Raw genomic sequence first — 25,815 nt, forward strand, 5'->3', positions numbered from 1 at the left:
ACGTGCGAGTCTGGCGGATCATCCTGGGGCTGGGGTTGTGCGCGGGTGTGGCTCGCGCGGAGTGGACCCACGTCCAGACCCAGACGGGCATCTCGAAGAACGTGACCGTCTTCCGGCCCGGCTTCTTCGCCGTGGCCACCGACACGCAGCTGTACGTGTCGCGCGACGGCAGCGTGACGACCCTGAACCAGGGCACGGCGGGCAGCTTCCTGCGCGGCCCCGACTGCGTGGTGGGCATCCGCACGGACGGCACGCTCCAGAGCGTGGGCGGCTGCTCCCCGGCGGATGACGGCAAGCACCTGTTCCCCGTCACGGGCAACGACTTCGACGTGCGCGCCGTGCACGTCACGGCGGACGGAGGCGTGGGCTACGCCGTCGCCGCCGAGCTGCCCCTGATGACTCCGCAGTTCCGCTCCTCGCTCGTCCCGTCCGACGGCACGGCCGAGTGGGGCGTCCTGGCGCCTCCACAGCCGGGGCAGACCGCGCAGCCGCAGCTCGCGGTGCTGCCCCCGCAGGCGGATGGCCTGCCGCAGGCGCTGTTCTCCGTGTCCTCGTCCAAGGCGAACCTCCTCTGGTACCGGGGCACGAGCGCGGTGCCCTACACGGCCATGGGCAGCCCCGCTCTGAACTCGGCCCACGGCGTGGCGCTGCTGCCGGGCGCGACGCCGGACAAGCCGCTCGCGTTCTTCGGCAACGACCTGGGCCTGTTCCGCGGGACGCTGGGCACCACCGCCTACCCGTTCGAGCCCATCCCGCTGGCGCCCGGCGCGGTGGACGCGCTCGCGCTGGACGTGTCGAGCGGCTCCAGCGCGGGGACGGGCTTCGGCCTGCTGCTGCTCAAGCAGTCGGATGGCAAGGTGACGGCGTTCAGCGCGGAGCCGGTGACGCCGCCGGCCCTGCCGGGCACGCTCTGGCGGCAGAACACGGACCTGCCCGTGGGCATCACCCAGACCGCGCTGCAGCTGGCCTGCGCGGACGCGTCCTACTGCGTCGCCATCCTCAACGGGTACGCCCAGAACGTCCTCATCTACGAGAACGCGAACGCGCCCGACGTGAGCGAGCTGCCGGGCAGCCTCCGCGTGGACGAGGGCACGACGCAGGACGTGCAGCTCAAGCTGCGCGACGGTGACGGGGACGCCGTGCGGCTCTCCGCCACGGTGCGCGCGCCGGGCAGCCCGCTCACCGTCGTCCAGGAGCCGCTCGACTCGCGCGAGGACAGCGGGCTCAAGCTGAAGCTCACCGCGCCCCCGGCCATCTGCGCGAGCCAGACGTCCTACCTGGACGTGGTGGCCTCCGACGGGCTGCGCGCGCACGACACGCCCAAGGCCATCGCGCTGGAGCTGCGCCACACCGTCGCGCCCGGCGCGCCCCAGGTGGGCCCCCCGGCGGTGGACGGCGGCGCCTTCTTCATGGGCGGGCCCCCGGGCACCCTCACCCCCACGCGGGGCCCCACCGGCTGCGAGCCCGTCAGGTACGCCTGGACGACGCCCTCCCGGGCGCCGGTGCTCACCGAGGACGCCGCGGGCGTGGCCACCCTCACGCCGCCCTCCACGAAGGCGGACCGCTGCAAGGAGGGCATCACCCTCTACAACTACGAGGTGCGCGCGTTCGACAGCGAGCTGGGCTCCCTGCCCACGACGGTGCCGGTGCAGCTCCACCCGTGGGGACCGCCCGACGCGCCGTTCACCAGCGGCACGCGCGAGGTCTACTCCGGCACGGCCCTGGGCCCCCAGGCGACCCACCTGTGCGCGGCGCCTCCGGGGACACCGTCGACGCCGGGACTGCCGCCGGTGTCGACGTTCTGGTCGGTCCTGGAGAACCCCTCGGGCGTGTCGGTGCTGGCCCAGCGGGGGAACGCCCGGCTCCCGGTGGACGCGGAACCCCTCGAGGGCAACTCCGTGCTGCTCACCTCGGCGACGTGCGTGGACACGCTCCAGCTGAAGCTGCGCGCCTTCAACCGCATCACCGTGGACGGCTACACCCTCGACGGCCCTCCGTCCGACGTGGACGTCGCGGTGAAGCCGCGGTGGGTGCCGGTGGATTCGGTGAGGGCGGAGGTGACGTTGGAGCCGCCGGAGGAGCGCACGGTGCGCGGCCGCGTGACGACGAACCCGCCGGTCAACTGCACGGGCACGCGTGTCCTCACCACGGTGGTGACGCTGGAGGACCCGTCCGACCCGAGCCGCGTGTTCGCCACGCGGAGCTACCCGTGGGCCGCGGGCACCTTCGAGCTGGACCTGCCCCCCACCTGTGGCAGCGCCAGCTACACCGTGCGGGCGCGCGTGCATGAGGCGTTGGGGGAGAGCTCCGTCAAGACGCCGGATGTGCTCGTTCCCTTCTCGCGGGACGCGCGCGACGTGGTGCTGGGCGAATTGGACGGCGAGCTCATCGCCACCTGCGGCGAGGGCGCCCGGGGCACGCTGCGCCAGACGATTCCGGAAGGGGCCTGCTCGGCGGTGGACCTGGCGTGGGCGCCTGGCGGAGGCCCGGAGCTGGCGCCGCTCGACCCCCAGGGGGACTCGGTGGCGCTGGCCACGGTGGACACGCAGCTGGAGTCCCTGGTGGGCGAGCACGTCACCCTGGACGTGACGGCCACGGGCGAGGGCGCCAGCGGGGCGGCGCGGCGGCACGCGGTGCGCATTGGCGCCCGGCCCTTCGTGACGGTGGAGCGGCGCACGGAGACGACGGGCCTGGGCACCGACTCCGGCCAGTTCGGCGTCACGGTGACGCTGCGCAATGACACCGCCTGCGGCGTGAGCGCCATCCGCTACGCGGAGACCGTCACCGGCGCGCAGGTGCTGCCCCAGACCGTGACGCTGAACGGCCGGCCGGTGACGCCGGTGAACGTGACGGAGCAGCACTTCGAGGTGGAGCCGGTGCCGCTGCCCGCGGGCGCCACCGCGACGCTCACGTACGTGGTGCGCCCGGCGCTGCTGACCCCGCCGGCGTACTCGGGGACGGCGACGCTGCGCGACGTCGTCGTGTCGCGGGCGGAGGCGCCGCCTCCCTCCACGTCGGGCTGCGGGTGCTCCGGCGGGGGCTCGGGCGTGACGGCCTTCGGGCTGGGCGCGCTGGCGTGGGCCGCCCGGCGCCGGCGGGGCGTCAGAGCCCGAAGCTGATGCGCTGGCGGCGGTTGGGCGTCTCCTGCCGCTCCTCCAGCACGCCGGACAGCTCCAGGCCGCGCAGGGTGGCCAGGGCCTCGCGCTCCGACAGGTCGGTGAGGGCCAGCAGGTCCTCCACCGTCTTCGTGCCGTCCGCGAACGCGAGCAGCATCGCCTGCGGCCCGTCCAGCTTCAGCTCGTGCAGGCCGTAGGGCGGATCCGCCGCGGGGAACAGGCGGCGTCCGGGCGCCATGCGCTGGCGCAGCGCCACCAGCGTCTCCGTGCGCGCGACGCCCTCCAGGATGAGGTCGCCGGGGAAGAGCGACAGCGGCACCAGGTCCGCGCGCTGCGGCCGCATGGGGCTGAAGCCGTAGCCGCCCTCCGTCCACGCGAAGGTGGACCAGAGGATGTCCTTCACCTGCTCCTCCAAGAGCTGGCGGCGCTGCTTGGGGCTCAGCAGGCCGCGCTTGAGCAGCGCGTCGCCGGTGCGCAGCGAGTGCTCGCGCGCGTAGCCCACGGCCTCCGCGAGCTGGCCTTCCGTGAGCGCGCCCTTGCGCAGGCAGAAGCGGCCGAAGCGCTCCGGGGCCAGGTTGGAGGCGGCGTACACGACGCGGCCCGCCTCGAAGTAGACGACCTTGAGCACCGTGCCCTGGCGCAGCTTCAGCTCGCCGTGGTGGCGCGCCTCGTAATAGGCGTTGAGCAGGCGCGGCACGGACGTGTGCGCCAGGTCTCCGCCCAGCGACCACTCCGGCAGCTGGCGGCGCTGGCGCGCGGGGACGGGCGCGGCCTCCGTCCACACGGCGCCGCGCTGGGCGAAGGGCAGGGGCAGGGCCTCCGACACGCCGGGGGCCTCTTCCGGGAGCGCCGGCTCGGACGGCTCGGCCGCGGCGTCGACGGACTCGAGCGCGGGCTCCCCTTGAGCGGGCGGCTCCTGGACCAGCTCCTCCAGGACGAGCAGGTCCACCTCGTCGAGCAGCTCCCCGTGCGTCACGGGCGGCACCCCGGCGGCCTCCTCCAGCGCGTCGAGCACGGCGTCCAGCTCGAAGGGCTTCTCGAAGAAGGCTCGCGCGCCGTGGACCTGCGTGGCCTCCTGGGCGAAGCGGTCGCCCTTGTAGACGCCGCTGACGGCGATGGCGGGGATGGCGTGGGCCCGCAGCGCGCCCAGCACCTCGCTGCCGCGGATGTCCGGCAGCAGCAGGTCCACCAGCGCGGCGTCGAAGCGGGTGGTGGGGCCCAGGGCCTCCAGCGCGGACTCGCCGGTGAAGACGGTGAGCGCCTCGTGGCCCCGGTTCTGCGCCACCGTGGCGATGAGGGAGGCGAGTTCCTGGTTGTCCTCCACGATGAGCAGTCGCGCCATGGGCGGCCAGACCCTACCATCAACCCCATGAAGGACGTTCAGGGCTTCCACCACGTGGCGATTCAAGCGAAGGACGTGGAGCGCGTGACCGCGTTCTATCGCGACCTGCTGGGCTTTCCGGAACTCAAGCGCCACCTGCGTGAGGACGGGACCCTGCGGAGCGTCTGGGTCGGCGTCCCAGGGGGCGCCTTCCTGGCCATCGAGGCGGTGGACGGGATGCCGGAGGAGGTGCCCTTCCGCCATCCGGCGCCGGGGCTGCTGATGTTGGTGTTCCGGATTCCCCGCGAGGCGCGAGGTGGGGTGGTGGAGACCTTGGCCCGGGCGGGGGTGCCGCTGGAGCACGAGACGCGCTGGACGCTCTACGTCCGGGACCCGGAGGGCAACCGGGTGGGGCTGAGCCACCATCCGGACGACTAGGGGCGCGTGCCCGGCCGGGTGCTTGCGGAGGGTGACGGGGCATGGCTACAAGCGGCCCCATGCGCCTGGGTGAACTGCTCGTGAAGGACGGCCTGGTGTCGGCGGCGGGGGTGGAGGAGGCGCTGGAGTCGCAGGTGGTCCACGGCGGCCGGCTCGGGACGAACCTGGTGGAGCTGGGGCTCTTGTCGGAGCAGGACCTGGCGAAGGCGCTGGGCAAGCTGCACAACTGCGCCTACGCGTCCGGGGAGATGGTGCCCGACCCGAAGGCCGTGGCGCTGGTGCACCCGAACGAAGCGGACGACAAGGAGTTCCTGCCGATGCGGGCGGACGCGACGCGGCTGAGCGTCGCGGTGGTGAACCCGCATGACTTCCCGACGTTGGACGCGATCGCGTTCAAGACGGGCAAGCGCGTGGTGCCGGTGGTCATCCCCGAGTTCCGGATGAACCAGCTGCTCAGACGGCACGCGAAGGCGTTCCGGCAGCTGCGGGCCATTGACATGGAAGCGGTCCGGCCGAGGCCCGCGAAGGGCGCGGCGGCGGAGCTGGCGAAGGCGGCGGAGCGGCCGCCGGACCTGATGAGCGAGGAGGAGTTCCAGTCCGTCTACGCGCAGGCGCTGCGCGGCGGCTCGGATGCGGAAGCGGACGTGCTGGAAGGGGAGATCATCATCACCGGCGAGGAGGTGATGGAGGCGCCCGTGGCCGCGCCGCCCCAGGGCCGGCCCGCGATGCCGGCGGCGGTTGCGGCGCAGTCGCGTCCCGGAGCGCCCACGCCGCCCGCGGCCCAGAGGCCCGGAGCGCCGAGAGTGGACATCCCCGCGCACGTGGCCCCGTCCGTGCCAGTGCCCGGAGCGCCCGCGCAGGCGGCCCGTGCTGCGAGCTCCGTGGGGCAGGGGGCAGGGGCGCAGGGAGTCCCCGCGCACGTCGCGGGGCAGCCCGGAGCGCAAGGAGTGCCGGCGCACGTCGCGGGTCAGTCCGGAGCGCAAGGAGTGCCGGCGCACGTCGCGGGGCAGCCTGGTGCGCAGGGAGTCCCCGCGCATCTGGCGGCTCAGGCCGGGGCGCAGGGCGTGCCCGCGCATCTCGCAGGTCAGGTGGGGTCACAGGGAGTCCCCGCGCATCTGGCGGCTCAGGCCGGGGCGCAGGGCGTGCCCGCGCATCTCGCAGGTCAGGTGGGGTCACAGGGCGTGCCCGCGCATCTGGCGGCTCAGGCCGGGGCGCAGGGAGTGCCCGCGCATCTGGCGGCTCAAGCCGGGGCGCAGGGAGTGCCCGCGCACCTCGCGGCCCAGGCCGGAGCACAGGGAGTCCCCGCGCACCTCGCGGCCCAGGCCGGAGCACAGGGAGTCCCCGCGCACCTCGCGGCCCAGGCCGGAGCGCAGGGCGTGCCCGCACAGGTCCCGGCGCAGGCGCGTGGCGGTGCTGGCATGCCCGCGCACGTCGCGGCCCAGACGGGTGCCGGTGTGCCCGCGCATGTCGCGGCCCAGGCCAGCGCGACGGGCGCGATGCCTCCGGGTGCTATCGCAAGCCCTCCCGTGGCCGCGAAGCCGGCGGCTCCTCCTCCGACGCCGCTCACGTTCCCGGAGGCCCAGGCGGAGCTGGCTCGCAGCTCGGACCGCGAGGACGTGGCCCGCACGGTGCTCCGCTTCGCGATGGGCAAGTGGCGCCGGTGCCTGCTGCTCTCCGTGCAGGGCAACCTCGTCACGGGCTGGCACGGCATGGGGCAGGGCGTGAACGACGAAGGGGTCCGCCGCATCGGCGTGCCGCTGCGTGACCAGAGCACCTTCCGCCTCGTGCGCGACCTGCGCTCCCACTACGTCGGCCCGGTGAAGCGCGACGCGGCGATGGGCATGTTCTACCGGCTGCTCGGCGGAGGCTTCCCCACGACCGCGGTCATCCTGCCGCTGCTGGTGCGCGGCAAGGTGGTGCACCTGCTCTACGTGGACAACGGCGCGGAGCAGTTCACCCCGCCGGACGTGGGAGAGCTGCTCATCCTCTCCCAGGGCGTGGGCCGCTCGTACGAAGCGATGATGCGGCGGCGCAAGAGCGCGTAGCGCCGTCCCACCCGAAGGCTCACCCGTTGCCCGTGGGCCGTTCCGAATCGCGAGCAGCCAGCACGGGCAGCGCATCGGGCCGGTCCCACAGGACGAAGTGGCTGCACCCGTCCAGCTCCACCACGTCGAGCCCCGGCTTCGCGCGCACGGCGCTCTCCCGCATGGAAGCGGACTCCAGCACCCGGTCCTTCCCCGGGACGAGCACCGTGCCGCGCCGCACGTTCCCGAACAGGGACGCATCGCGAGACCGACTCCAGGCGTCGATGTCCCGCAGGTTGGCCATCATCGTCGCCACCCGCTTCGGGTTGAACGGGAAGGCCATGATCAGCTCGCGCTTGCGAGCATTCTCCAGCGGCCCCCACGCGCCCCGGTTGTGCCTGGCAATCGGCGCGAGCCGCCACAACGGGATGAGGAACGGCAGCAGCCAGAGCTGCGAGGGCGTCAGGCTCCGGTAGGGACGGGCCTGCGGGAGCACGGGCGCCTCCAGCACCACCTCCACCCGCTCGAACAGGTCCGGCCGCAGCTTCGCGGCCTCCAGCACCACGGCGCCTCCACGCGAATGTCCATGGACGCGGATGACGTCCGTCCGGGGCAGGTGCTCCAGGGCCTGCACCAGCACGGCGGCGTCGTGGGCGATGGTGCCCTCCGGCTCGGCGGGCACCTTCGCCCAGGGCGCGGGCTCCTCGCGGTGGCCCGAGATGGGCAGGTGGTAGTCGCAGCTCGTCAGCAGGATGAGCTGGAGGTCGGGCTCGCGGTAGTGGTGCGTGAAGTAGCGCATGTCGGCCACGAAGCCGTGCATGACGATGACCGTGGCGCGGGGCTGCTCGCAGCGCCGTTCGGCGATGACGGCCTTGCCCACCCGGTAGACGTGTCCGTCGAAGGGCTCGCTCGCGCGGGGCGTGCCCACCCGGTTCATCAACCACCAGCGCGCGGCCGGCACGAGGACAGCGGCGCCAGCAAGGACTCCAAGAGCCACGGACATGCATTCACCCTGGGCGGGAAGGGCACCGGTCGACGCACGGCCCGTTCACGTCGCGCATCATAAGGGCCGCGTCCCCGTCCTGCCGCTTCAAGGAGAAGCCGTGTCCGTCAGGTGTTGGCAGGGCCTCCGCCAGGCAGGCGCCCGCCGGCCCAATTCCTTGCAGAGGTCCTGGAGTCCGGACGCGCCAAGCGACACGGAGAAGGGCTCGCGGCCGTCCCCAGCGTCGACGCCGAAGGGCACCGAGGCGAAGTCGTACAGCCGGGCCAGCCGCAACAGGAGCACCTCGGGCGGGCGCTGCGAGGGAAGGAGCGCCGGGGCGTACACGTCCGCGGGCCGCGTGAGCACGCGCTCCGGGGGCTTGGGCAGGGCCCGCACCGGACGCAGCCCCTGCTGTGTCAGGAGCGCTTCCATCAGCCCGAGCCGCTCGCGCTCGACCTGTTCACGGAACAAGGAGCGCACGCGGGGCGGCAGCCTCCGGTCCGCCTCGGACTGGAGGGCCTTGCAGTCCTGCGTCTTCCCCGCGGTGAAGTCCCTGCGCAGGCGCCCGACAAGCTCCCCATAGGCCGCGACACCTTCCGGCGCATCCGCTTCCAGCCGGAAGAACGGCAGCGCCGAGCCCTGGGATGGCGCGAGCACTCCCCCTGCCTTGTCCACGAGCACGCGGGCCTGGAGCTTCCGCGTGTCGAGCGGCCAGCGCATCGGAGTGATGACGACGGGTGCGGGCTCGCGCGACCGCGAGGGCTCCAGCCCCGGAGCCACCTGGTACGCCTCCCCGGAGCGCACGAGCGGAAACCCCTCGCAGCGGCGAGTCCCCGCGGGTCCACGCGTGCGTTCTTCCACGGGCATGGCCAGGCACGTATCGAAGTCCGCGCGAGGCATGCTTCCCACGAGGCCCAGGTCCAGGGCCTCCTCACGGACCCGCCACTCCCAGCGCTGAAGGCGGGGCAGCCATGCGTAGCGCCGGAGCAGCTCGGCCGCGAAGGGCGCTTCCGGCCGCTGGACCTGCTGGAACGCCAGCAGTCCCTCGGCGGGGTCCCGGGTCCAGACCTGGACGTCGCGGAGGAGGGCCTGCACCTCCACCTGTTCCGCGCCCAGCGTGAGGGTCAGCTCGACCTCGCGAGGCCCCGCGGGACATCCGCACAGGAAGAGGAGGATCCACCCCGCGAGGCACCGGCTCAGGTTGGCCCCCAAACATCCCATGTCACGTGCCCTCAATGCGTCAGCGCCATCGACCTTCGGCTCCACCGCGCGACGATGGCAGGCGCGGAACCGGAAACGCCAGGAGGTTCCACGGCGCTCCCAGGCCCTCGGACAGGAGTCCTGTCCCCCTGGATGAGAAAGAGAGAACCCTGCCGGGACGCACCGGGAGGCCGAGCCGCACGAACCTGTCCGACAGTCGGACAGGTTGGGACCATGCCGGGCGGGAGGTGCATGGCATGGAGGCGGTCCGGGGGCTCAGCGCTCCACGGGGAGGGCCGGATCGCGGCTGCGCGGCCCGGACGTCCCGGGCACCACCAGCCTCCGGGCCTTCTGGAACAGCGGCACGGGTGGCTCCTCCGCCACGTACACGCCCCAGTAGTACTCGCCGGGAGCCAGGCCGGGCAGGACCACCTGCTGCGGGCTGCCCTCGCGCATGAGCACCGGCTCCCGCAGTTCCCGGTCTCGCGCGACGACCAGCCGGTAGCGTGGCTCGCCGCCAATGGACTGCCACGCGAAGACGAGGTCCTCGGCGGCCAGGGCGTCCGGGGCCTCGTAGCCATCCCGTGGGGTGACGAGCAGTCCGCGTGGCGGCTGGCGGTCCACGAAGATGCGACGGGCGAAGCCGGACTCGCCCGGCCGTCCCTCCGCATCCAGTGCGGACACGCGCCAGACGAACATGCCGGGCTGCTGCGGGAGGAACGTGAAGCCCAGGCCCTCGACCTGCGTATCCACGACGCGCCGGGTGAAGCCCAGGTCGCGCGCCACCTGCACCTGGTAGCTCCGCGCTCCGTCCAGCGGCCCCCAGCTCAGCGGGATGCGCAGCCCCGGGCTCCACGCGATGCGCGCGTCCACGCCCGGGGAGAGGCTGGTGGGGAAGGGCGGGCCATCGTGTTCGGCGTCCTCCAGGCCGCGTGCGACGTCCAGCCAGTTGCCGGCCGCGAGCGTGCGGCGGTGCGCGCCCTCGGACAAGAGCAGCCGTCCTCGGGAGACACTGAGGTGCATGCCGCGCGCGGTGCGGGTGACGCGGAACTCCGCGGGGCCAGCGTGGGCCTCCACCGTGAGCGCCACCTGCCGTCCGTTGTCACCGCGCAGCACGAGCGGGCCATCCGGCAACGCATCCTCGGGCAGCAGGCCCCGGGCGGTGCCCGACTCCAGCGCCACCACCGAGCCACCGCCAGTCGGCGGCGCGGGACGCTCGACCATCACCACGGTGCGCTCCTCCAGTTCGATGCGTCCACCGCCCCGAAGCTCGATGCGCGTGGAGGCGTCCGGCCCGGTGCGCACCCAGTCACCGGAGCGGAACGTGGCCCCCGCTTCGAACGGCTCCCAGTACGCATTCGCGGTGCGCATCGTTTCGACGGGACCGTGCGCCACGGCGCAGGTGGCCACGATGGCGGACAGCTCCCGCGACACCCTCTCGGAAGCGCCGTCATCCTCGGCGGTCCGAGCGCAGCCCGCGACCAGCAGGAGCACGACCCACCGCGCGATGCCCCAGCGCGCAAGCCCGAGCTCACCCATGACGCCATTCCCGCGAAACGCCGATGCCAGGTGGCTTGCCCGCGCCACCGCGCTTCTATGCGGAAGGGCCGTGCTCATCGCACCCTCCAGCTCGAGGAGGCCATGCGCAGCTCATCCGCCACCGCGCTTCCACGCGGAAGGGCCGTGCTCATCGCACCCTCCAGCCCGAAGGGGCCATGCGCAGCTCATCCACCACCGCGCTTCCACGCGGAAGGGCCGTGCTCATCGCACCCTCCAGCCCGAGGAGGCCTTGCGCAGCTCATCCTCCAGGGACCGCAGCCGGATGCGTGGCGCGCTCCGCTCCGGTGCCGCCTCCAGCGCGGCGCGCAGGTGCGCCATCGCCTCCGCCGCGTCCCCGCGCTGCGTGGCCTCCGCCGCCATCCGCTCGAACGCATCCGCCAGTGCCGCCAGCCGCGTGCGCACGCGTGGATCCTCGGGCCGCAGCGCCCGCGCGGCCTGGAGCTGCGCCAGCGCCGTGTCCTCTCCCGCGCCCGTGAGCTTCGCCACCGCGATGAGCCGGTCCGCGCGAGCCAGATGCCCGGCCAGCGCCACCTCCCGAGCATGAAGCGGCCACCGCAACGCCGCGCCCGTCGCGCAGAGGACGGTGAACACCAGCGCGCCCCACCGCAAGGCCCTGCCATGCCGCGCGGCCGCCAGCCTCACGGCCACCGGGATGCGCTGCTCCACGGCGAAGCGCCACCGGCGGTAGCCCGGGAACGCATGCGGCCGGTCCTTGCCACGCGCGACCCCCATCAGCGCTTCCGTCTCGCGCCGGGCCCGGTCCAGCGATTCGCCGAACAGCTCGCGCATCGTCCGCACCAGGTCGAAGGGGGGCAGGGTGCTCCGCACGCGCTCCAGCGCCTGCCGCAGCACCTTCGCGCTGGGCGCCCGCGCCGTCGGCTCCGGCGCCGTGGCCCACTGCACCAGCCGCTCCAGCTCCGGCGTCACGTGGGAATTGAAGTGGGACGGCTTCAACAGCCCGGGAGGCCCCTCCGTGCCGGTGGTGACTTCCGAGGCCCGGTGCAGCGTGAGCAGCTCGTAGAGCACCAGCCCCATGCCGTGGATGTCCCACGCGGGCTCCGGGCGTCCTCCGGCGGCCTGCTCCGGCGCCATGTACGCGCGCTTGCCCACCACCATCAGGTCATTCCCGCTGGCGATGCTGGCGGACGCCACCCCCATGTCCACCAGCTTCACCTCGCCGTGCAGCCCGACCAGGAGGTTGCCCGGGCTCACGTCGCGGTGCACCAGGTGCAGCGGACGCCCATCCAGGTCGCGCTGTCCATGCAGGTACTCCAGCGCCTTGCCCAGCTCGATGGCGAGCGTCACCGCGAGCGCCACCGGCGGAGGCCGGCCCCGCTGCCGCAGCTCCTGCACCAGGTCCGCGCCGTTGCGGCCGTGCACGTACTCCATGGCCATGAAGGGCCGGCCCGCGGCGCTGCCCACGTCGAACACCTGGATGACGTTCGGGTGCTGGAGCGTGGCGCTCAGCCGCGCCTCGGTGAGGAACAGCTCCGACAGGCGCGGGTGCCGCGCGTACTCCTGGAACACCAGCTTGAGCGCCACCAGCTTGTCCACGCCCTCCGCCATCGTGCGCCGCGCGAGGAGCACCTCCGCCATGCCGCCCGCGCCCAGCCGCTGGAGCAATTGGTACGGCCCGAACGCGTCGAACGGCCGCAGCCCGCCCTGCCACGCCTCCGGGTCGCGCGCGTGCAGCAGCTCCAGGTGCGAATAGTCATTCAGCGCGGACGCGCCGCTGACCGTGGAGCGGGGCCGGATGCCCACCGGCGTCGGCTCCTCGCGCCAGGAGTGCTCGCTCGCTCCGGTGACGCCGCCGGGTGCGCTCCCGGAAGGCATCCCCACCGGCGCGGGCGCGGGCGGCTCGCGCGGGCTCAGGGGAAGCGGAAGGCTGCCCGCGTCCAGCGAGACGAACTTGACGAAGTAGCCGCGCACCCAGCCGGACACGCCGTGCTCCATCACCCGCACACGGCCGGAGACCGCGGGCCCGTCCCCCTGGAAGGCGACCTGCAGCGGGAACTCCGTCCCGATGGGCTGCGGCGTGTCCTCGGGAACGAACAGGCCGTGCTCCGTCATGCTCTTCCACAGCCGCGCGCGGGACTCCGGCGCGTCCGCGAACGGCAACCGGAACAGCCGGCCCTTCCTCTTTGGCTGCTTCACGCCGGACCTCCCCGCGAAAATGACGGTGCGCTTCGAGTCCGCGGCCCGCTTCGCGTCACGGCGAAGCGGTCAACGTCACCTGGATGGGCTCGGGCCGGTCGCCCACCATCACCTCCGCCCGCCACGTGGCGTGCCCCTCCAACCGGACGCTCACCTGGTGGAAGCCGGGCGCCAGCGGAAGCAGCGCTCCCAGCTGGCGCGCCAGCCCCATCGCCCGGCCGTCCACGAAGACGCGCGCGCGGTCCGGCATCACGTCCAGGCGCAGCCCCGTCGTCGTCGCGCGCTCCACCCGCACCGGACGGCTCGCGGGCATCGCCGGACGCACGCCTTCCACCCGCAAGAGCGCCAGGGCCTCACCGTCCCGGGAGACGGGGTGGCGCGCACAGGCGCAGGTGCCAGCCATCAAGGCGACCATGAGCAGACGTCTCGCATGCGGAGGCATGACAGGGATTGGGCGCGCGCGCGGGGGCCCACGTCAAGGCGCCGGCCCCCGCGTCGCAATCGCTGTTCCCATCCGTACAACCCGGCGAAAACAGCGCTCCCAGAGGTGCTTTCCAGACCCACCAGCCCAGGTCGTTCTCCCGAGTGAAAAGTAGGTGTTCCCGGGTGGACGGATGGCCCCCGTCCGTGGCTCCTGGCGCGCATGCGCGTGAGCGACGGCGCGTGCGTGCCAGGTGACCTGGGAGGTGGCTGGGTTTGAGAGGAATTGGACCCGGGGACGGGGCCGGGCGGATCCACGCATGTCAGACGCCACCCGTAACCTGCGACACGTTCCAGCCTGAATCCCACCCATGACGACCCGACATCCCATGCCCGCCACCGCGCCCCGGACACCGGCCCCGTCCCTGCCTCCCCGACCCTTCACCTCCGCGCGAGATGGCCTCGTGCGCAGACAACCCCAGCGCTTCACGGACATCCGGCCGCTGAGGCTGGAGGACTACGTCTCCGGGACGCCGCGTCAGCGGGAGTCCTTCGCGCGGCGGCTGATTACCCACCTGTCGGAGCGCGGCTTCTTCTACCTGGAGCGTCCCACCGCCTTCCTGGAGCGGCACGCCCTGGCGGGTCTGTTCGAGCGCTACGAGGCGACCTTCCAGCACGCCCTCCTGGCGCACCCGTACCTGCACGCGCTCCTGCCCGCCGCCACGGTGTTCCAGACGGGCTACAACGCCACCTGGTACCCGGAGTCGCCGGTGGTGAGGCAACCCATCGAGGCGTTCATGGCCAAGCCCGCGACGTGGACGGGCTTCCGCCGCCGCCCGGTGCCGGAGCCGGTGCGGGAGCTGCTGGAGGCCTCGGAGGACGCGTACGACGCCTGCCACGCCGTGGGCCTCGTGCTCCTGGAGGCGCTGGAGCTGGGCTACGGCCTGCGCGCCGGGGGGCTCACGCGGCTGTTCCGCCGCCGCACGGAAGGGGCGGTGCGGTTCGTGAAGTACCACGCGCCCAGCACGGCGCGGCGCCGGCGGGAGGTGGTGGCGCACGCGTCGGAGCCGCACTCGGACAAGAGCTTCTTCACCTTCAACCTGGGGGAGTCGCGGCCGGGGCTGGTGTGGCTGGACGGGAACACGCCGCGCCTCATGCCCAACGACTCGGGGCACTGGCTCATCACCTCCGGCCGGTTCTCCGAAGGGCTGACGCGCGAACTGGACGCGCCGGTGCGCGCGTTCCGGCACACGGTGCACAACGACGGGGAGCGCGTGGTCATCCTGGGCTTCGTGACGCCCGAGGGCGACCTGCACGATCTGCCGCTGGACGCGTGGCCCGCGCCGCCGCTCGCCGCGGGAGGCGTCCGTGGCTGAGCGCGCGCGCAACCGAAGGGACGAGGGGCCGGCGCACGTCTTCTTCTCCCCGCATCCGGACGACGTGGCGCTGGGGGCGTACGCGAGCCTGCTGGGCGTGCCCCGGGGCATCGTGCCCACGCTCGTCACGGTCTTCTCGCAGAGCTGCTGGGAGTTCGTGCTGCCGGTGGACCCGTCGCGGGCCATGGCGGTGACGTCGCTGCGGATGGGCGAGGACCGGAGGTTCGCCCGGGCGCACGGCGCGGACCTGGTGCACCTGGGCTTTCGCGACACCAGCCTGCGCTCGCCGCCGGGAGGCCCCGCGGAGCCGGAGGAGGCCCGGGCGGCGCTGGCCTCGCGCGTGCTGCTGGCGCTGGACGAGGTGCTGGCGAGCGTGTCCGACGACGCCATCTGCTACGTGCCGCTGGGCATCTCCAGCCACGTGGACCACCTGCTGGTGCGTGACGCCGTGCGGTCGCTGCGCGGCGAGCGGGGCGTCGTCTACTACGAGGACCTGCCGTACTCCGCGCACCACCCGGAGGACGAGATCGTCGACTACGCGTGGGCGCTCGGGCTGTCGCCCCGGTGTCTGGACATGACGGCGGTGTGGCCCGCGAAGCTGCGCGGGCTGTCCTTCTACGCAAGCCAGCTGGAGCCCCAGACGCTGCCCGCGGTGGAGGCGCACGCACGCAGGCTGGGCGCGGGCCGGGGGTTGTGCGAGCGCGTCTGGACGGTGGCGCCATGAGCGCGAGTGAGCCCCGGCAGCTCAGGCCGGACGATGGGGACCTGCTGGTGCACCTCTCCTACGAAGCCACGCGCACGCTGGGCGGGATGGGCGTGGTGCTGGAGCACCTGCTGTCCTCCCCTGAGTACCGGCAGGCCTTCCCGCGCACGCTGCTGGTGAGCCCCACGGTGCGGCCGTGCGGGCTGGGGAGCTACGCGCCGGAGGAGTCGCTGGCGCGCGACCTGGAGGCGCACGGCGAGGTGTTCTACAGCGGCCTGCGCCCGGACAACCCGGAGCGGTGGGCGCGCGTCTTCCGGCCGGTGGAGGAGAAGCACGACGTGTCGTTCGTCTACGGGCGGCGCGACGCTCCGGGCGGTCCGGTGGAGGTGCTGCTCGTGGACCTCACCGACGTGCTCCGGGGCTACCGGGTGCGGCTGGGCACGCTGCCCCGGTTCCTCGCGCGGCTGCACACGCTGCTCGGGGTGGACCTCCCGTTCGACTGCCGGGGCGGGCGTCCGGCGGCGTGGCGGGGGCTCTCGCGCGTGTGGCGCAAGCGCTTCGGCACGCGGCTGGGCGCGGCGCCCTGGGTCAACCGCCTGTTCCGCAAGGCGGTGCGGCACGGCCTCATGGACGCGCCCGCGCTGGACCACGACGCGATGCTGGCCATCGTCCTCGCGGAGCCCGTCTTCGACGCGCTGGAGCGGCTGCGCCCGGCGAAGGAGGGGGCGGGGACGGTCATCCTGGCGCAGGAGCACCTGTCGCTGCCGCTCGCGTACAAGGCGCTGCTCGACGGGCGCGACTGGTGCCGCACCGTGTACTACGCGGGCGAGGTGCGCACGCCCCGCGTGCTGGTGGAGTACGGCCAGGGAGGGCAGGGCGCGTCCGACGCGCGCTTCTACAACATCCAGCGCCTGGGGCTGGAGCAGGGCAGGACGCTGGACCAGGTGTACCCCGTGGGCACCTGGCCCAACTTTCAAATCCTGCGCAACGGCCACCTGTGCGACCGCGTGGGCGCGGTGAGCGCCTCCGTGGCGGACGAGCTGCGCTTCCTGGACGCGCGCTACGCGCTCCACCCGGTGACGGTGGTGCCCCACGGGCACCGGCCCATCGAGACGGGCTGGGACGCGAAGGAGGCCGCGCGGGCGAAGGTGCTGGCCCATGCGCGCAGGCAGTGGGGGAAGGACTTCCGCCTGCTGCTCACGCACATCGCGCGGGACGAGGTCTGCAAGGGGCTCTGGCGCGACGTGGACGTGTGCGAGCACCTGGCCACGCTGCTGCCGCCGGAGCGCAAGCCCGCGCTGCTGGTGATGGTGACGGAGTGGAACGACGCGGAGCCGTCCGACAACCTGCGCGCCCTGAAGGCTCGGGTGGACGCGTTCAACGCGAAGGACACGGGCCTGCACATCGCGCTGGTGAACCAGCCCACGTGGCCCGCCGGGCTGGACTTCACGCGGGACGACCTGCACCGCGCCACGGATGTGTCCCTGGGGCAGTCGCTGTATGAGTCCTACGGGCTGGCGCAGCTGGAGGCCCTGGGCTGCGGCGCCATCTGCGTCATCTCCGGCGTGAGCGGCGCCAGGCGGGCCCTGCGGGAGGTCTGCCAGCGGCAGGGCCTGTCGGAGGCCGCGCACCCGAACCTCGTGGTCTCCGACGCGGCGGCGGACGCCCGGGAGGCGGGCCTGGCGCACACGGTGGAGGCCTGGAAGGCGCTGCCCCCAGGCGTGCTGCGGGAGCAGGAGCTGCGCACGGCGGAGCGCGTGGCGGAGGAGGTGGTGCGCCGCCTCCCGCGCGACGCGCACGAAGGCCGCCTGCTCCTGGCGACAGGCTGGGCGCTGTCGGAGCGGCTGCGCTGGGAGCCGCTCATCCGCGAGCAGCTGCTCCCGCTGCTCCGCTTCCCGAAGCAGGAAGCACAGGCCGTGTCCGACTGGAGCGCGGCCCACGGCTGAAGCCGCGTCACGCAATCACTTTCAAACAGGAGTGCGGCACATGGCTGAGAACAACAAGGCCCCGGCGCTCATCGTCGTGGCACACCCGGAGGACGTCGTCCGCCTGTTCAGCACGGTGGCGCCGGGGGCGGACCTGGCGGTGGTGACGGAGGACGGAGGCGCGGGCCGGGAGCTGGAGGTCGTGGGCCGGGCCCTGGGCGCGCGGAGCACGCACCTGCTGCTGTCGCCCTCGGAGGTGGGGCCCTGGTGCCGCGAGCAGCGCTCCCGGGGCGACGTCCGCGTCTTCACGCACAGCCCGCAGGAGGACGCCCCCCTGCACCGCGAGGTGGCGCTCCTCGTCAGCCGCGTCTTCGACCGGCTGTGGGTGCCCGCCACGGGCGCCAGGCCCACGGCCTGGACGGTGCTGGACGACGCGGCCTTCCAGCGCAAGCTGGGCCTGCTCAACACGCTCTACCGGGAGCGTCCGGGCGGGGCCAGCTCCGGCGCCTGCACGGACCCCGTGCGCGACGGGCCCGGCATCGAGGCCTTCACGGAGGCGCGGGCCGCGGACGTGGTGCGCGCCCTGTCCCTCACGAAGCCGGAGATCTTCTCCGAGCTCGCGGACCCCTGGGGCTTCGCCCGCTCCACCTACGAGAGCGAGCGCTTCGCCCTCACCGCGAAGGTGCTGGGGGCGCTGCGCCCCGCCGCCCCGCCCCGGCGCGTGGTGGACGTGGGCGCCTGCGAGGGAATGATGACCGAGCACCTGCTGTCGCTCTTCCCCGACGCGAACGTCCAGGCCGTGGAGTCCGAGCCCCGCTTCGTCACGCGCCTGCGCGAGCGGCTGGGCGGCCATGCGCGCGTGCGCGTCGTGGAGGCCAGCGCGGAGGACGTGGCGCTGGAGGCGGACCTGGTGCTGCTCGCGGAGGTGCTCTACTACCTGTCCGAGGACGCCAGCCGCGACCTCCTGGACCGGCTGCGCGCGTCCCACCTGCTCACGTCCTACGGCGGAGGCTTCGGCGCCTGGCTGCACGCCACGCTCGCGGGACGGGGCTGGAAGTGCATCCAGTCCGCCACGCTTCCGGGCCGCATCGAACCGGTGGACGGCGCTGGAAGCCCGTTGCTCGTGCGCCGCGCGGGCACCGAAATCCGTCTCTGGGAGCGGTGACCGCGCTGTCTCAAGACAGGACCTGAGTGGTCGCCGACACGCGGCCCGTCATGGAGTACATGGAGGCCATGAACTCCAGACTCCGTCGTTTTCTGTCGTTTTCCTCGGTTCCCCTCCTCCTGAGCTGCGGCGCGGCCGCGGTGTCGGACACGCCGGCCGCCGCGCTGGCCGTGCAGACGCAGGAGCTGGCCTCGGGCACGCCCGCGGGCAACGGGGTCGTGCTGTTCCTCAACGACTGGAACACCACGTTCTCCGTGCTCGACACGCAGGTGCCGCTCAACTCGCAGGCGGCGCAGAGCATCGCTGACTGGCGCGAGGGCCCGGACGGCATCCTGCACACGGGGGATGACCGGCGCTTCGTCTCCATCGAGCAGGTGGATGACCTCCTGTACGTGGGGCCGGCGGCGCTGACGGCGCTGGAGACGTACGCCCGGGGCACGGGCCGGGTGGACCTGCCGGTGGACGGCTGGGTGGGCACGTTCCACGGCGTGTCCTTCAACGTCGCGGAGGCGCGCCGGGCGCTGGCGGTGGTGAACACGCAGTCCGCGGCGGCGCTGCAGGCGACGTACGGCGTGCCCGCGGTGGCGGCGAACGCGATGGTGGCGGCTCGGCCGTTCTACGACATCCTGACGCTGGGCCGGCTGCCGTTCGTGGACGGGACGGCGCTGCAGAACCTCAAGACGGCCACCCAGCAGGGCGCGGAGGGCGACCCGTGCACGGGCGCGACGACGTGCGGGGCCGGGCTTGGGTGCGAGGGCATCCCGAACGACAACTCCAGCCCCTATGGCCGCTGTGTGACGGCGGCGAGCACCCCGGGGGACGGCGCGTCGTGCTCGCGCTTCGTGCCGTGTCAGGACGGGCTGGCGTGCCACGGCCTGGACTCGGGCGCGGTGGAGGGCTGGTGCCGGCCGGCGTGGATGTCCGGTGAGTTCACGGCGTACGCGGACCTGACGCTGCAGGCGAACACGACGCCGCGGACGTCGACGCAGCCGGTGGTGGGGCTGGCGACGGTGCCGGAGGACATCACGGTGGAGCTGGACCTGGCGCACAACAACCCGTCCAGGCTGGTGCTGACGCTGGAGGATCCGGGCGGTGAGACGGCGCTCCTGTGGGACGGCCCCAACGAGGGCACGCCGCCCAAGCGCATCCCGGTGACGCGCGGCATCCCGCGGGACGGCACCATCAACGGCCTGTGGAAGCTGCACGTCGTGAACCCGTCGGGCGTGGGCAACGGCAAGCTGCGGGAGTGGAAGCTGAAGCTGACCAGCCGCTGGGACTGAGCCGACTCCCTCGAAGAATGGTTTGACGCCCGCGAGGCTTGTCCTCGCGGGCGTTCGGAGAAGCCTGCTGCCCGACCTGCGAGGAAGACCCATGCACCGCATCCATCGTCGTCGTGCGTCCGTCCTGGCCCTGTCGCTGGCGGGGTTGCTGACACTCGCCGGTTGCGGGCCGGAAGCCCGCGAGCCCGCCGCGGCCCCTCGTGAAGCGGCGTCTCCGCTGGCCCTCGGGACTGGCGGGGACACCTCCTGCGTCTGGGGGAGCCCGGACTGCAACCTGTGCATCCCCGACGTGCCGCTTCGCTTCCAGGAACTACGGGACCACGGCGAGGTGCTGGGCTTCCATCCCGGGCCGTTCAATCTCAACGTGGCCTACCCGGGCGCCAATCACTGGCAGGGCATCCAGCGTCTGTCGATGGGCTCCGGCCGCTACCTCGTCCTGTCCAAGCGCGATGACGCCCCCGGTGGCAGCGTGGGGCACCTGGTGCACATGGCCACCCGCAACGGGGAGGGACGGCGCTTCCGCTCCAACCGGCTGAGCCCCTCCATCCAGGAGCTCGAGGACACCCTGCCACCGGGCGCGGACGCCGCGGTGGCGGCGTTGCCGGTGCTCGACGGCTACCGCCACGGCGGCGGCATGCAGGCCGTGGGCAACATCCTGGCGTTGCCCATGGAGGAGGGGGCGGGCCCGGGGCGCGTCGCGCTCTATGATTACAACCTGTCCCAGACGCCGAGCCCGTTCGCCCATGTCCACGGCCTCACGGCGAACGCGGGCACGGCCTCGCTCACGAAGCTGTCGGACGGGCACTCCCTGCTCCTGCTCGGGCACTTCGACGCGAAGGCGCTGGAGGTCTTCCGCTCCACGGAGCCCGACATCCGCTCCGCGGCCAACCAGTGGCAGCGCGTGGACCTGTGGGAGGCGTCGGAGCTGCCGCAAGGGGAGTGGGGTGCCTTCCAGAGCCTCAACTTCGTGACGGACTGCAACGACTCGCGGCTGTACCTGGTGGGCACGCGGCTGGGAGGACTGCGCTGGGGCGCGGTGAGCGACGACTACGCCCACCTGTACCGGGTGCACCTGGAGGGCCACATGCGCCTGGAGCACGTCGCCTCCAAGCACCTGTACTGCAGCAACGACGGCTCGCGGCAGTGCAACCTGGACGCGGCCGCCGGCGTCTTCGTGGGCCCGGACCGAGGCCTCATCCTCTACGCCACCGAGCACGCGGATGACGGCCCCGCCTCGACGGTGAAGCTGGTGGAGTTCCGCGGCATCTGGGCGGACGCGTCCTGCCGCACGGACCTGCGGCGCGCCTACGTCGACTTCTACGACGACTCCGACTTCAGCGACCGGGGCGTCATCCTCGACTACGAGGACCAGGGCCTGAAGAACTGGGCGCGCTTCGACGACGTCGACGAGTTCAACGACAAGGCCTCCGCGGTCCGCTGGTGCATCCCCCCGGGCCATCGGGTGCGGCTCTACGGCGACTCGAACTACAAAGGCAGCTACAAGGACCTGGTGGGCGACGGCCTGCTCCACGAGGTCAACCTGAACAGCTGGAGCTTCGGCGACAAGGTGTCCTCCGCGCGCTGGCTGGCCTGGTGACGGAAGTGTCCTCGCATGAGCCCAGGCGGCCTCCTCGCGCCGGCTGCCCGCTGTACGCTGCTGCTCCATGGCAACCCTGAAGTGCCCGAAGTGCGGCCGGCCGCTCGAGCTGACGGGACTCACGCCGGGCTCAGAGCTCACCTGTCCCTGCGGCCACGTGACGCGCGCCCCGGCGGGCTCCCGCCGGAAGTGGTTCTTCCTCGCCCTCGGCCTGTTGGTCTGCCCATGCATCGGCACGGTGGCCGTGGGCACGATGCGCAACTTCATCCGCTTCGGGCAGCGCGCCCGCGCGGCGGAGTGCAAGTCGAACCTGAAGGCCTGGTACACGCTCCAGCAGGCCCATTTCCGGGACACGCGGACCTACGAGCCAATCTTCGCGAAGGTGGGCTTCGCGCCCGAGCGGAGCAATCGCTACGCGTACTTCGCGGGCACGGGGCCGATGGAGGTTCGCGACGAAGCGCGAAGAGAGGTCCCTGAAGGGGCGGTGGCCATCGGCGTGGACACCTTCTGGTTCACCCAGCTGCGCCCCATCGGCGTGGAAGCGCTTCCGCCGCCGGTGAAGGGGCGGCTCGGCCTCTCCGGCACGTGCCCCGACTGCGACATCACCCTGGCCTGCGTGGGGAACACCGACGAAGACGCGACGCTGGATGTCTGGATCCTCTCCACGGGACCGCTGGACCTCCAGGACAAGGATGGAGAGAACGCCGAGCCCGGGTTCCCCGTGCAGCTCGTGGACGACACGCAGGACTGAGGGATGCCAGGGCGAGGAGTGAACCCGTGAGTCATTGACGGCCTTCCGGTCCAGCCCACGCCAGGCCGGGATATAAGAATTGACTAATATGAGTCCGGCCTGTAATGACCGTATGAACGCAGGAGGACCGCACATGCTTCACAAGCTCATTGGCGCCGAGTTTCGCGCATGCGTCGACCGTGACTACGAAGGCAAGCCGGCCCACGTGGTGGTCGCCCACCGCGTCTATCCCACCGACGTCGAGGACCTGTGGGACGCGGTCACCAACCCCGAGCGCATCCCGCGCTGGTTCGCGCCCGTCGAGGGGCAGTTGCAGAAGGGCGGCCGCTATCAGATCAAGGGGAACGCGGGCGGAACCATCACCCGCTGTGAGCAGCCCACGGCGTTCGACCTGACCTGGGAGATGAACGGCGGCATGAGCTGGGTGACCGTCCGCCTGGCGCCGGAAGGGAAGGGCACGCGGCTGACGCTCGAGCACATCGTGCACGCCGCCGACGTTGAACAGTTCTGGAGCCAGTTCGGCCCGGGCGCCACCGGCGTGGGCTGGGACCTGAGCTTCCTGGGGCTGGGCCAGTACCTCGAGACGGGCAGGGACGTGGCCGCGGAAGCCGTCGCCAGCTGGGGCGCCTCCGACGAAGCGAAGGCCTTCATGCGCTCGAGCGCGCAGGCCTGGGCGGATGCCCACGTGGCGGCCGGAGAGGCCCCGGACGTGGCCCGAGGGATGGCCGAGCGCACGGCCGCGTTCTATACAGGAGGCTGATGCACGCCTTTGACGTCCTCGGTGATCCGGTCCGCCGCCGCATCCTGGAGCTGCTCGCGGAAGGCGAGCACGCCTCGGGTGAGGTCGTGGCCGTGGTGCAGCGCGAGTTCGGCATCACCCAGTCGGCCGTCTCGCAGCACCTGAAGGTCCTCCGGGACAACGGCTTCGCGACGGTGCGGGTGGATGGCGCCCGGCGCCTCTACGCCGTGGACGCCGCGCCCCTGGCGGAGGTGGATGCCTGGCTGGACCGCTTCCGGGCGTTCTGGACGCCGAAGCTGGATGCCCTGGCCACCGAGGTCGCCCGGGGCAAGAAGAAGCGGGGCGACTGAGACGCCGCCCCGCTCGCTCCGTTCAACCGGGAATCAGCAGAGCCCGGCCCAGCGGACGTAACCGTAGGCGTAGCAGTTGTAGGGCGCGCTGCAGACCCAGTCCCCCCGGACCCAATACTCCCCCTCCGACATGAACACCTGACTGTCCGTGGCGAAGTAGTTGCCGTAGTGCAGGGTGGCGATCTTGAAGCTGATCGTGGTGCTCGGGTCCCGGTAGACGCCGAGGTCGCCCCAGCAGACCATGTAGGTTCCCTGCTGCTGAACGCGGCCCGACTTCTCAGGGACCTCGGGAGCCGCCTCCATTTCCTCCGGTGTCTCCGGGGGAGGGCCGCCACAGCCCGTCCCGAACAAAGACACACCGCCAACGACACACATGAGCATGCGCAGGTTCTTCATCATCGGATTGTCTCCAGGTGAAGGATGCCGCCGCGCGTCGTCCCCTCGATGTATACACGCTACAAAGGCCGACGTTTCAGTCAGGGCCTTGCACGGCGCGCGACGTATACAGCAGGGGTTGAGATGTCGCCAGGCCGGGGGGCTCAGGGGCCGTGGAGGAGGGTGCCCCCGGCTCCGACAATCCACACGTCATCCGGTCCCGTGCCGGAAACCCCAAACAGCTCCTGGGTCGTCGGCGAGGCCACCTGCGTCCAGTTGTCGCCGTTCCAGTGCATGATCACCCCGCCCGAACCGACGGCCCAGACGTCGCTCGGGCTGCTTCCCCAGACGCCGTGAAAGAAGGGGAAGGGCGCCCGCTGCTCCAGGGTCCGGCCGGACGTGGACGTCCACCGCATGAGCACGCCCGAGGAGCCCACGGCGAAGGCTTCATTGGCGGAGGAGGCCCAGACCCCCTGGAGGAGCGTCGTCGTGGGAGTGGTCAGCGACTCCCAGTCCGTGCCGGTCCACCGCGTGATGGAGCTGTCCTGGGCGGCGAAGGACGTGCCGTCCGCGACCTTGAAGACATCCGACACCTCCGTGTTCGGGTTGGGAGCGCCCGTGGCGAACTTCGTCCACTGCGCGCCGTCCCAGACGAACGCCTGGCGCTGATCCCCCTCCTTGCCGACCGCGATGGCACCGCCAGTGGACACCGCGGAGACGCCCTTGAGCAGGGCCGTCGTCGGGGAGCTGCCGTACACGGACCAGGTGCCGCCCGTCAGGGAGAGGAAGGTACCGCCTTCGCCCACCGCCCAGCCTCCACCCCCGGCGGCCGTCACCGAGTAGAGGTCCACGGACGTCGGCGAGCCGGCGGCGCTCCACTGGAGGCCATCCCACCGCAGCACGGTGCCACGGAAGCCCACGGCGTACGCCTCCGTGGGTGACACGGCAGCCACGTCCCGCAGGGTCGCCGTGGTCGTGCTCGGCACGAGCTGGAACCCGGTCGGCGAGCCTGCGTCAATCGCCGTCCCCGCATCCGTGCCCGCGTCAGCCTCAGTGCCCGCGTCAACCTCTGCCCCAGCGTCCGCCACCGTGCCCGCGTCGGGCGCTTCCTGCGTGCAGGCGCCCTCCCGGCACACGGCGCCGTCTCCACACGCGACACACGCCTCGCCAAAGGAGCCGCAGGCTGAATCCTCCGTGCCGCGGAGGCAGACGCCTCGCTCGTTGACGCAGCCCTCGCACCCGTTCGGGGAGTTGCACGCTACCGCCATGCTCACGCCCACGCTCAAGCCCAGGACCAGGGCGAGAACACTTCCTCGAATTGTCGACATCCGCGCGACCTCGGAACTCCTGCCCCCGGCCGGTCAGGTGACATCCACCCTAACAGATTCAGCGAGCGCTCAGCCGGTTTCCCGGGGGGCTCCACCGCCCCTGTCTTCGCACTGGACGCGACAGGCCGCCCTCGGCAGCCTTCAGCCCGGGCTCCCTTCCCCCTGGAGCCCAAGGAGTCCTACGGATGAAGCTCAAGGCGTTCTGCATCGCCGTGTCGCTGTTGGCCGTCCCCGGCGTGGCCGCCGCGCAAAGCCCCTTTGATTCCCTGAAGAAGGCCGCGGGCGACGCCAGCAAGTCCACCGTCGAGAAGCGCGTCAACACGAAGCTGACGGAGGAGGGCCGCAAGAACCAGTGCAGCTTCAAGACGGGTACCGCCGAGCTGGCCCCCGGCTGCGACGCGAAGCTCAAGAAGCTCACCAACGCCCTCGTCGACGCGAAGAAGCAGCTCGTCGCCGCCGGGGTCAAGAGCTACAAGTTCGAGGTCTCCGGCCACACCGACTCGACGGGTGACGCCGCGAAGAACAAGACGCTCAGCGAGCAGCGCGCGGAGACCATCGTCAAGGAGCTCGTCGCGCGCGGCATCCCCCGAGGGGAGATCACCGCCGTGGGCTACGGCTCCGAGCGCCCCCTGGTGAAGCCGGACAACACCGAGGCGAAGCGGGCGCAGAACCGCCGCTACGAGCTCCAGGTCCGGCTGTAATCGTCACACGGCCCGTCCCGGCCAGTCGCCGAGCTGCCTGGAAGGGGCGTGAGACATGTCTGCGCAATACGCTCGGATTGGCGTGAAGGTGGCGGACTGGGATGTCTTGCCAGTCCGCTCGGAGTACATCGAAGGCCATCCCTTCTTCAAAGCGCTCGGCTCCGTTCGGAAGAGAGGGGCCGTGCCGCCCGGAAGCGCGAAGCGGCCCATCCGCTGGGCTCTGGCAGGACTCCCTGGACAACCCGCACGCGGTCGCGCTGCGCTGCGAGCGGTGAGTTTCCTCTGCCCGCGAGGCTTCTGGGGGCGGAGT

Annotated in this window: 21 protein-coding genes; 13 read left to right on the plus strand and 8 right to left on the minus strand. The window is 72.3% G+C overall.

Annotation, left to right across the window (positions count from 1 at the left end; all coding sequences use genetic code 11):
* Positions 1 to 2: 2 nt before the first annotated feature.
* Positions 3 to 3,119: a hypothetical protein gene (locus tag NR792_RS03265; RefSeq protein WP_375758596.1), complete on the plus strand. Its 3,117-nt coding sequence runs from the start codon at positions 3 to 5 to the stop codon at positions 3,117 to 3,119.
* Here the strand turns inward: NR792_RS03265 and NR792_RS03270 are convergent.
* Positions 3,103 to 4,458, minus strand: a complete 1,356-nt coding sequence (locus NR792_RS03270) for a DUF4388 domain-containing protein (RefSeq protein WP_375758597.1) — start codon at positions 4,456 to 4,458, stop codon at positions 3,103 to 3,105. The genes NR792_RS03265 and NR792_RS03270 overlap by 17 nt on opposite strands.
* Before the next feature lie 27 nt (positions 4,459 to 4,485).
* Here NR792_RS03270 and NR792_RS03275 point away from each other — a divergent pair, with 27 nt between their 5' ends.
* Positions 4,486 to 4,875, plus strand: a complete 390-nt coding sequence (locus tag NR792_RS03275; RefSeq protein ID WP_338267321.1) for a VOC family protein — start codon at positions 4,486 to 4,488, stop codon at positions 4,873 to 4,875.
* 59 nt (positions 4,876 to 4,934) lie between these two features.
* Positions 4,935 to 6,920, plus strand: a complete 1,986-nt coding sequence (locus NR792_RS03280; RefSeq protein WP_375758598.1) for a hypothetical protein — start codon at positions 4,935 to 4,937, stop codon at positions 6,918 to 6,920.
* Between the two features lie 19 nt (positions 6,921 to 6,939).
* Here NR792_RS03280 and NR792_RS03285 read toward each other — a convergent pair whose 3' ends face one another.
* The 5 genes from NR792_RS03285 to NR792_RS03305 form a co-directional block, all read right to left on the minus strand.
* Entirely contained in the window at positions 6,940 to 7,902 is a 963-nt protein-coding gene (locus NR792_RS03285) for an alpha/beta fold hydrolase (protein WP_375758599.1), read from the minus strand.
* A gap of 87 nt (positions 7,903 to 7,989) precedes the next feature.
* A complete protein-coding gene (locus tag NR792_RS03290) occupies positions 7,990 to 9,102 on the minus strand; it encodes a hypothetical protein (RefSeq protein WP_375758600.1) in 1,113 nt (370 codons plus the stop codon).
* Positions 9,103 to 9,357: 255 nt separating this feature from the next.
* On the minus strand, positions 9,358 to 10,620 hold the full coding sequence (locus NR792_RS03295; protein ID WP_375758601.1) for a hypothetical protein: 1,263 nt from the start codon (positions 10,618 to 10,620) through the stop codon (positions 9,358 to 9,360).
* A gap of 222 nt (positions 10,621 to 10,842) precedes the next feature.
* A complete protein-coding gene (locus NR792_RS03300) occupies positions 10,843 to 12,795 on the minus strand; it encodes a serine/threonine-protein kinase (protein ID WP_375758602.1) in 1,953 nt (650 codons plus the stop codon).
* Positions 12,796 to 12,850: 55 nt separating this feature from the next.
* Positions 12,851 to 13,198, minus strand: a complete 348-nt coding sequence (locus NR792_RS03305) for a PEGA domain-containing protein (RefSeq protein WP_375758603.1) — start codon at positions 13,196 to 13,198, stop codon at positions 12,851 to 12,853.
* A gap of 481 nt (positions 13,199 to 13,679) precedes the next feature.
* Here NR792_RS03305 and NR792_RS03310 point away from each other — a divergent pair, with 481 nt between their 5' ends.
* The 9 genes from NR792_RS03310 (at position 13,680) to NR792_RS03350 (ending at position 23,101) form a co-directional block, all read left to right on the plus strand.
* Entirely contained in the window at positions 13,680 to 14,591 is a 912-nt protein-coding gene (locus NR792_RS03310) for a hypothetical protein (protein WP_375758604.1), read from the plus strand.
* Positions 14,584 to 15,315 (plus strand): PIG-L deacetylase family protein, encoded by a 732-nt coding sequence (locus tag NR792_RS03315; RefSeq protein WP_375758605.1) that lies wholly within the window; start codon positions 14,584 to 14,586, stop codon positions 15,313 to 15,315. Before NR792_RS03310 ends, NR792_RS03315 begins: the two co-directional genes overlap by 8 nt.
* Entirely contained in the window at positions 15,312 to 17,240 is a 1,929-nt protein-coding gene (locus NR792_RS03320; protein ID WP_375758606.1) for a glycosyltransferase, read from the plus strand. Before NR792_RS03315 ends, NR792_RS03320 begins: the two co-directional genes overlap by 4 nt.
* Positions 17,241 to 17,280: 40 nt before the next feature.
* Positions 17,281 to 18,384 (plus strand): class I SAM-dependent methyltransferase, encoded by a 1,104-nt coding sequence (locus NR792_RS03325; protein WP_375758607.1) that lies wholly within the window; start codon positions 17,281 to 17,283, stop codon positions 18,382 to 18,384.
* Positions 18,385 to 18,452: 68 nt separating this feature from the next.
* Complete coding sequence (locus NR792_RS03330; protein WP_375758608.1) at positions 18,453 to 19,664, plus strand: proprotein convertase P-domain-containing protein; 1,212 nt, start codon at positions 18,453 to 18,455, stop codon at positions 19,662 to 19,664.
* Positions 19,665 to 19,755: 91 nt separating this feature from the next.
* On the plus strand, positions 19,756 to 21,261 hold the full coding sequence (locus NR792_RS03335; RefSeq protein WP_375758609.1) for a hypothetical protein: 1,506 nt from the start codon (positions 19,756 to 19,758) through the stop codon (positions 21,259 to 21,261).
* 67 nt (positions 21,262 to 21,328) lie between these two features.
* Positions 21,329 to 22,012 (plus strand): fimbrial protein, encoded by a 684-nt coding sequence (locus tag NR792_RS03340; protein ID WP_375758610.1) that lies wholly within the window; start codon positions 21,329 to 21,331, stop codon positions 22,010 to 22,012.
* A gap of 133 nt (positions 22,013 to 22,145) precedes the next feature.
* Positions 22,146 to 22,772 carry an SRPBCC family protein gene (locus tag NR792_RS03345; protein WP_375758611.1) on the plus strand — a complete coding sequence of 209 codons (627 nt, stop codon included), beginning with the start codon at positions 22,146 to 22,148 and terminating at the stop codon, positions 22,770 to 22,772.
* Positions 22,772 to 23,101, plus strand: a complete 330-nt coding sequence (locus NR792_RS03350) for a helix-turn-helix transcriptional regulator (RefSeq protein WP_193430354.1) — start codon at positions 22,772 to 22,774, stop codon at positions 23,099 to 23,101. Before NR792_RS03345 ends, NR792_RS03350 begins: the two co-directional genes overlap by 1 nt.
* A 33-nt stretch (positions 23,102 to 23,134) precedes the next feature.
* Here the strand turns inward: NR792_RS03350 and NR792_RS03355 are convergent, their stop codons facing one another.
* Both NR792_RS03355 and NR792_RS03360 read right to left on the minus strand, forming a co-directional pair.
* Positions 23,135 to 23,500 (minus strand): hypothetical protein, encoded by a 366-nt coding sequence (locus NR792_RS03355; protein WP_375758612.1) that lies wholly within the window; start codon positions 23,498 to 23,500, stop codon positions 23,135 to 23,137.
* Between the two features lie 140 nt (positions 23,501 to 23,640).
* Entirely contained in the window at positions 23,641 to 24,462 is an 822-nt protein-coding gene (locus NR792_RS03360; protein WP_375758613.1) for a hypothetical protein, read from the minus strand.
* Between the two features lie 527 nt (positions 24,463 to 24,989).
* Here NR792_RS03360 and NR792_RS03365 point away from each other — a divergent pair.
* Positions 24,990 to 25,505: an OmpA family protein gene (locus tag NR792_RS03365; protein ID WP_375758614.1), complete on the plus strand. Its 516-nt coding sequence runs from the start codon at positions 24,990 to 24,992 to the stop codon at positions 25,503 to 25,505.
* Positions 25,506 to 25,815 lie beyond the last annotated feature (310 nt).

Source organism: Corallococcus exercitus, from assembly GCF_042231735.1.
Lineage (GTDB): Bacteria > Myxococcota > Myxococcia > Myxococcales > Myxococcaceae > Corallococcus > Corallococcus exercitus_B.

What these genes read in the sequence shown, in the direction of transcription:
- NR792_RS03270 (WP_375758597.1), bottom strand. Translation starts at nt 4,458, where the DNA reads ATGGCGCGACTGCTCATCGTGGAGGACAACCAGGAACTCGCCTCCCTC.
- NR792_RS03275 (WP_338267321.1), top strand. Translation starts at nt 4,486, where the DNA reads ATGAAGGACGTTCAGGGCTTCCACCACGTGGCGATTCAAGCGAAGGAC.
- NR792_RS03280 (WP_375758598.1), top strand. Translation starts at nt 4,935, where the DNA reads ATGCGCCTGGGTGAACTGCTCGTGAAGGACGGCCTGGTGTCGGCGGCG.
- NR792_RS03285 (WP_375758599.1), bottom strand. Translation starts at nt 7,902, where the DNA reads ATGTCCGTGGCTCTTGGAGTCCTTGCTGGCGCCGCTGTCCTCGTGCCG.
- NR792_RS03290 (WP_375758600.1), bottom strand. Translation starts at nt 9,102, where the DNA reads ATGGGATGTTTGGGGGCCAACCTGAGCCGGTGCCTCGCGGGGTGGATC.
- NR792_RS03295 (WP_375758601.1), bottom strand. Translation starts at nt 10,620, where the DNA reads ATGGGTGAGCTCGGGCTTGCGCGCTGGGGCATCGCGCGGTGGGTCGTG.
- NR792_RS03305 (WP_375758603.1), bottom strand. Translation starts at nt 13,198, where the DNA reads ATGGCTGGCACCTGCGCCTGTGCGCGCCACCCCGTCTCCCGGGACGGT.
- NR792_RS03320 (WP_375758606.1), top strand. Translation starts at nt 15,312, where the DNA reads ATGAGCGCGAGTGAGCCCCGGCAGCTCAGGCCGGACGATGGGGACCTG.
- NR792_RS03325 (WP_375758607.1), top strand. Translation starts at nt 17,281, where the DNA reads ATGGCTGAGAACAACAAGGCCCCGGCGCTCATCGTCGTGGCACACCCG.
- NR792_RS03330 (WP_375758608.1), top strand. Translation starts at nt 18,453, where the DNA reads ATGAACTCCAGACTCCGTCGTTTTCTGTCGTTTTCCTCGGTTCCCCTC.
- NR792_RS03335 (WP_375758609.1), top strand. Translation starts at nt 19,756, where the DNA reads ATGCACCGCATCCATCGTCGTCGTGCGTCCGTCCTGGCCCTGTCGCTG.
- NR792_RS03340 (WP_375758610.1), top strand. Translation starts at nt 21,329, where the DNA reads ATGGCAACCCTGAAGTGCCCGAAGTGCGGCCGGCCGCTCGAGCTGACG.
- NR792_RS03345 (WP_375758611.1), top strand. Translation starts at nt 22,146, where the DNA reads ATGCTTCACAAGCTCATTGGCGCCGAGTTTCGCGCATGCGTCGACCGT.
- NR792_RS03350 (WP_193430354.1), top strand. Translation starts at nt 22,772, where the DNA reads ATGCACGCCTTTGACGTCCTCGGTGATCCGGTCCGCCGCCGCATCCTG.
- NR792_RS03355 (WP_375758612.1), bottom strand. Translation starts at nt 23,500, where the DNA reads ATGATGAAGAACCTGCGCATGCTCATGTGTGTCGTTGGCGGTGTGTCT.
- NR792_RS03365 (WP_375758614.1), top strand. Translation starts at nt 24,990, where the DNA reads ATGAAGCTCAAGGCGTTCTGCATCGCCGTGTCGCTGTTGGCCGTCCCC.